We start from the raw sequence: 6,405 nt of genomic DNA, 5'->3' as shown, positions 1-6,405 counted from the left end.
AAATAATACCTAAAGCATCAAAAACTGCACCACATTCGGTAACTGTTTTACCCGACATACAACCCAATGGCCCAACTTTGTTTAATGACACTTCTGACCCCATGAATAATGCGGGAATATCCAACACTACTTTTTGTTTGGTATAATCAAAGGTTGGTAGTTTAATAGTGGTTAAATTTGGATTAGAACACTCATAACGTGTTAAGGGTGATTCGGTCGCTCCTTTATCGGTACAACCTGTTGCGCCTAAATGCACTGTCCAAACTTTTTCATTAGCATCATCAGAGGTATCTGCGGTACCTTTTTGATTAAACACACCACCAACAGGATTAACTTCGACTTTGACAAATTTACGACCACCCTGCCAACTCCATGCCATAGCAGCCACATCTAAAGGTGCTAACATTGATGTTGTTTCGGTATGACTTAAAGCGATGGTTTTACCTGTACTGTCAACACCCGTATCAGGTACGCCTAAAATAAACTGAATCCCTGTATAGTTACCTTGTGGAATTGTTCCTTGAATTGTCGTATAGGTGTCTTTTGTCCCTACTTCGGCACATACGCCCGTTGCATCTTCAAAATCTAATAATGTCACGCCATAACGTTGATTAACATTTTCAGGACTTTCTTTTAACACAACCGCTACTGCTTCATTTTTGTCATTAATCAATTTCACTTCGGCAACATAAAAACGTAAATCGCGAATTTCAACGGTTTTATTGCTTGTCCCAATATTATTAATGCTATTTACTGCGCCACATTTCACATCTGCGCCATTTGCTTGAGCAGCAAATTGGATAGCAACATCTTTGCTTGTCACAACTACAGGTAAAGTATTTGTGTTTTTATTAGCTGTATCATCATTACTACCGCCACCACAAGCAGCGACTAATAAAGCTAAACTGGACACTGCTAACATTTTCGACTGACGCATTATATTCACCTATATACAAACCAATAAAAACACGTTTTAAACTTGAAACAATTATAAATCATTTAGCTATCAGTGACCCTGCGACATTTTGTCGCACTTTAAACGCATCAGAATTTACTGTCCCATTCACAAACGCAGTAAATCGGCTACAATGCGCGCGTTAAAATATGATGAGCTTATAAGGCCAACTATGACTGCTGTCTCGACATTAACCACAAAACTACTCCTTCCCAGCCATACTGGCGACAAAAAAACATGGGCTAATTTATTAGGCTCAGGCGCAGGTTTAAGCCTGAGTTTAGCCATTCAACAATGGTCAGGCGTGGTGTTATTAATTACTGCCGACAGTCAACAAGCGGCACGATTAGAAGAAGAAGTTCGTTTTTTTAGTGGCGAGCAAATCCCTATTTTGCATTTTCCCGATTGGGAAACCTTACCTTACGATTTATTATCACCGCATCAAGATATTATTTCTGAACGTTTACGTATTTTAGCCACCTTACCGACATTGACTAAAGGTTTAGTGATTACGCCCATTACTACCTTAGCTCAACGTTTAGCGCCACCCAGTTGGTTATCGGCACAAAGCTTTAGTTTAAAATGCGGTCAAAAATTTGATTTAGATGCCACTCGCCAACGTTTAGAGGCTGTGGGTTATCGTGCGGTTGAAACCGTTTATGAACACGGTGAATATGCGGTGCGTGGTAGCTTGATGGATATTTATCCGATGGGAGCAACAGCACCTGTCCGCATCGAATTATTTGATGATGAAATTGATAGTCTTCGCCTGTTTAATCCTGACAATCAACGCACCACCGAAACCATTAAGCAATTAGAGTTATTACCAGCACGAGAGTTTCCATTTGACCGCACTGCCATTCGTTTGTTTAAAGATCAATGGGCAGAAACATTTCCCCAAACTGATCCCAAAAAATGTGCGTTATATCAAGACATTAATCAAGGTTTAGCGGCTGCAGGTATTGAATATTATTTACCACTCTTTTTTAAAGAACACGCAAGTTTATGTGATTATTTGCCACGTCATAGCTTAGTGGCCACCATGAGCGACTGTCATTCACAATTAGACCATTTTTGGACAGAGCTTAATCAGCGATATGAAGATCGTCGCCATGACAATCACCTACCGATTTTATCGCCTGACAGCTTATTTTTACGCAGTAATGAGTTATTTGGCCAACTGAATAACTTTGCCCGCTTACAGTTAAACCAACAAACCGAAGCCGAAAAAGCAGGCACCAGCTTATTTGATTTTAGTCAGCCCATCAATTTACCCATAGACTCGCGCAGTGATACACCACTCGCCCATTTAGCCAGTTATATTCAGCAGCAACCACAACGAATTTTGTTGTGTGCCGAAAGTGCAGGTCGCCGCGAAAGCCTGTTATCGTTGCTCAACAAAGCCAAGCTCCAGCCAATATTGGTTAATAGTTGGCAAGAATTTATCCAAAAAGATCTACGTTTTGCCTTAACCATTGCACCGTTAGAACAAGGTCTATCATTGCCTGATGTGACCGTGATTGCCGAAAGCCAATTGTTTGGTCAACGGGTTATGCAAAAACGCCGTCGTAAAGCCACCACAGGTGAAGGTGCAGCCGAATTAGCGATTCGTAGTTTAAGCGAATTAACCATTGGTGTGCCTGTGGTGCATATTGATTATGGTGTGGGACGTTACCAAGGCTTAATTACCTTAGACATGGATGGCCAAACCCAAGAGTTTTTACAGTTAATTTATGCCGACAATGCCAAATTGTATGTGCCTGTTGCCAATCTGCATTTAATTGCTCGTTATTCTGGCACAGAAGATGCGCTTGCCCCCTTACATAAACTAGGCAACGAACAATGGCAAAAAGCCCGTAAAAAAGCGGCCGAACAAGTGCATGATGTGGCTGCCGAATTGTTAAGTATTAGTGCAAGACGTGCCGCCAAAGCGGGTTATGCCTTTAAATTTGATGAGCAAGAATACGCCAAATTTTGTGCTGGTTTTGCCTTTGAAGAAACCGCCGACCAAGCCAATGCCATTTTATCAACCATTGCCGATTTACGCTCACCACGACCAATGGATAGATTGGTGTGTGGTGATGTGGGCTTTGGTAAAACCGAAGTGGCGATGCGTGCTGCCTTTGTCTCAATTCACGATGGCAAACAAGTCGCGGTTTTAGTACCAACCACCCTACTTGCCCAACAACACTATGAAAACTTTTGTGACCGTTTTGCTGACTGGCCTGTTAAAATTGAAGTGTTATCGCGCTTTAAAACCGCCAAAGAACAACAAAAAGCCTTAGACGAACTCGCCACAGGCAAAATTGACATCATCATTGGCACTCACAAACTTTTGCAAGATAGTGTTGAGTTTAAAGACTTGGGCTTGATGATTGTCGATGAAGAACATCGTTTTGGTGTACGCCACAAAGAAGCCTTAAAAAATCGCCGTGCCGATGTGGATTTGTTAACCCTCACCGCCACCCCCATTCCGCGCACCTTAAATATGGCTTTATCAGGCTTACGCGATTTATCGATTATTGCCACACCTCCTGCCAAACGTTTAGCGGTAAAAACCTTTGTGCGAGAAACACATAACAATGTGATTAAAGAGGCGATTTTGCGTGAATTATTACGCGGTGGCCAAGTGTATTTTTTACATAACGATGTGGCAACGATTGAAAAATGCGCCGCTGATTTACAAGGTTTATTGCCAGAAGCGCGTGTCGGTATTGCTCACGGCCAAATGCGTGAACGTGACTTGGAACATGTCATGCAACAGTTCTACCACAAGCAATTTAATGTTTTAGTGTGTAGTACTATTATTGAAACAGGGATTGACGTGCCTTCGGCCAATACCATTATTATGGAACGCGCCGATAAACTCGGTTTAGCACAACTCCATCAATTACGTGGTCGTGTGGGTCGCTCTCATCATCAAGCTTATGCTTATTTATTGATTCCCAATAAAAAGTTACTCAGTGCCGATGCCGAAAAACGACTCGAAGCCATTGCTAATGCTGATGACTTAGGTGCAGGTTTTGCGTTAGCCAGCCAAGATTTAGAAATTCGTGGTGCGGGTGAATTATTAGGCGAAGAACAAAGTGGTAATATGCAAGCTGTTGGCTTCACCCTTTACATGGAAATGTTAGAAAGGGCCGTAAAAGCCATTAAAGCTGGCAAAACCCCGAATCTCGAACAGCCATTAAGTCTAACCGCTGACATCAATTTACGTTTATCGGCCTTAATTCCTGATGATTATTTGCCAGACGTGCATAATCGTTTATTGATGTATAAACGTATTAGCCATGCTGAGAGTTACGAAGCTTTAGACGAATTACAAGTAGAAATGATTGATCGTTTTGGCTTGTTACCCGAAGCCACTAAAAACCTATTTGCCACCCACAAAATTAAATTACAAGCAGCCGATTTAGGCATTAAAAAGATTGATGCTCATGCTCAAGGTGGTCGTTTGGAGTTTGCTAAAGATACAACGGTTCAACCCATCACTATTGTTCAATTGGTGCAAAAACAACCTGCTCAATTTAAATTAGATGGAGCAGAAAAGCTACGTTTTATCAGTGATTTAACTGACAGCCAAAAGCGTTTAAGTTTTGTTGAGCAACTCTTAACTAAACTGAAATCTTAACTTACTGCTCATTTGTCTGTTGTTCTAATTGAGCGTTATGTGCATCATTGGCATCTAACGCTCCATCAACTTTTTTACGAACCTCTTTGCCGTTATACCCCATAGCATCGGCTGCTTCAATACTGCGCGTTTCTGGTCGGCCATTATCTTCTGTTGTTTTAACAGGCTCTTGTTTTTGACAAGCAACTAAGGTCAACACACAAACCAACACCGTCATTAATTTATTCATTTTTAATCTCTAAAACTGCTTAGGGTCTTAACTTAGCACATTTTCTAAAAATTTAAATACATGGAGATTCACAAAAGCTAAGGTTATAATCAGCGCGAAAAATAGAACCCAATAGGATTATATATGAGCGATGAGCGTGGCAATGATACGCCTAAATCTTGGTTTAACCGATTAAGCAATTTATTATCTACTGAACCAGAAAACCGAGAAGAACTGCTTGCAATCATTCACAGTGCTGGCAAACGTGGCGTTTTAGATGCTGAATCTCAACAAATTATTGAATCAACTTTACGCGTTGCGGACATGCAGGTACGTGAAATTATGGTACCTAGAGCGCAAATCATGTCGATTCGTGATGATAGCGAACCAAAAGATTTTTTACCTATTCTTATCGAATCCGCTCATTCACGCTTTCCCGTTTTAGCTAGCGATAATTCAGACGAAGTTGTGGGTATTTTATTAGCCAAAGACTTATTACGTTTAATTGGTCAAAAATCTGATCGTTTTGATTTAAAAGATTATTTACGCCCTGCTTTTTGTGTCCCAGAATCTGCTCACTTAGATCGCCTCTTACGCGAATTTAAAGAAAAACAAACCCACATGGCCATTGTTGTTGACGAATATGGTGGAATTGCAGGTCTAGTGACCCTAGAGGATGCCTTAGAGCAAATTGTTGGTGATATTCACGACGAACATGATGATGCCGATGAAGGCTCCCATTGGATTAGTGAACAAGCAGACGGGACGTATGTCGTACAAGCGATTACCCCCATCACCGAATTTAATGATTATTTTGGTAGTCAGTTTAGCCACGAAGACTTTGAAACGATTGGTGGTATTATTTTGAGTGAATTTGCGCGTATGCCACAAATTAACGAATATATTGATTTAGTACATTGGCGATTTACTATCTTAGCGGCTGATTTACGCATGATTAGCGTGATTCGTGTGCAAGACTTACGCAAGATTACATAATGAACAACCTTTTATCCAAATTACGCCACTCCAAATTTGCGCCAATTTATGCAGGTATTTTGGGTGCTTTATTGCCTTTTAGCTTAGCCCCCTATCATTGTTGGCCATTAGCTTTAGTGTGTATCGCCTTATTTGCCGATTTATTACCACAACAAACACCCAAACAAGCCTTATTACGTGGTTGGAGTTTTGGTACAGGTTTATGGGGTGTTGGCGTTTCTTGGTTATTTGTTTCTATTCATGAATATGGTTATACCCCCGCATGGCTAGCCAGTTTAATGGTGCTATTTGTTGCCATCGTGATGGGTTCTTTTACAGGCTTAATGGCTTATCTTTATCGACGTTTTAAGCTCGACAAACATACTTTGCTAACTTTTGCACCGTTATTTATTATTTTTGAATGGTTAAAAACGTGGTTATTTACAGGCTTCCCTTGGCTATTTACTGGATATGCGTTTATTGATTCAGTATTAGTCGCTTATGCACCCATTTTAGGTGTATTTGGTGTTGGTTTATTAGCGGTTGTTTCTGCACAATGTTTATTAATGATTGCTAAATATCAGCAAAAAGCATGGTCTTATGCCGCACTGATTAGCCTTATTTGGGGCGTAGTAT

Annotated in this window: 4 protein-coding genes and 1 pseudogene; 3 read left to right on the top strand and 2 right to left on the bottom strand. The window is 40.7% G+C overall.

The window, feature by feature from the left end; genetic code table 11:
- A partial coding sequence (locus Q0212_RS07465) for an MbnP family copper-binding protein (protein WP_297924118.1) occupies window positions 1-937 on the bottom strand: 937 nt, incomplete at its 3' end.
- Between the two features lie 190 nt (window positions 938-1,127).
- Between Q0212_RS07465 and mfd the strand changes: the two genes are divergently transcribed.
- On the top strand, window positions 1,128-4,586 hold the full coding sequence (gene mfd, locus Q0212_RS07460) for a transcription-repair coupling factor (protein ID WP_297924116.1): 3,459 nt from the start codon (window positions 1,128-1,130) through the stop codon (window positions 4,584-4,586).
- 1 nt (window position 4,587) lies between these two features.
- Here mfd and Q0212_RS07455 read toward each other — a convergent pair whose 3' ends face one another.
- Window positions 4,588-4,815: a hypothetical protein gene (locus Q0212_RS07455; RefSeq protein ID WP_297924114.1), complete on the bottom strand. Its 228-nt coding sequence runs from the start codon at window positions 4,813-4,815 to the stop codon at window positions 4,588-4,590.
- 123 nt (window positions 4,816-4,938) lie between these two features.
- Between Q0212_RS07455 and Q0212_RS07450 the strand changes: the two genes are divergently transcribed.
- Complete coding sequence (locus Q0212_RS07450) at window positions 4,939-5,790, top strand: HlyC/CorC family transporter (RefSeq protein WP_297924113.1); 852 nt, start codon at window positions 4,939-4,941, stop codon at window positions 5,788-5,790.
- Window positions 5,790-6,405: pseudogene (locus tag Q0212_RS07445) on the top strand (apolipoprotein N-acyltransferase); the annotation flags it as partial. The gene Q0212_RS07450 and the pseudogene Q0212_RS07445, both read left to right, overlap by 1 nt.

The sequence above is a fragment of the uncultured Agitococcus sp. genome, from assembly GCF_937920075.1.
GTDB lineage: Bacteria > Pseudomonadota > Gammaproteobacteria > Pseudomonadales > Moraxellaceae > Agitococcus.
Note: the sequence above shows the minus strand (reverse complement) of the source record. Positions and strands in the feature narration are given on the sequence as shown.

Excerpts from the sequence above, each read along its gene's own strand:
- mfd (WP_297924116.1), top strand. The coding sequence starts at position 1,128 with ATGACTGCTGTCTCGACATTAACCACAAAACTACTCCTTCCCAGCCAT.
- Q0212_RS07455 (WP_297924114.1), bottom strand. The coding sequence starts at position 4,815 with ATGAATAAATTAATGACGGTGTTGGTTTGTGTGTTGACCTTAGTTGCT.
- Q0212_RS07450 (WP_297924113.1), top strand. The coding sequence starts at position 4,939 with ATGAGCGATGAGCGTGGCAATGATACGCCTAAATCTTGGTTTAACCGA.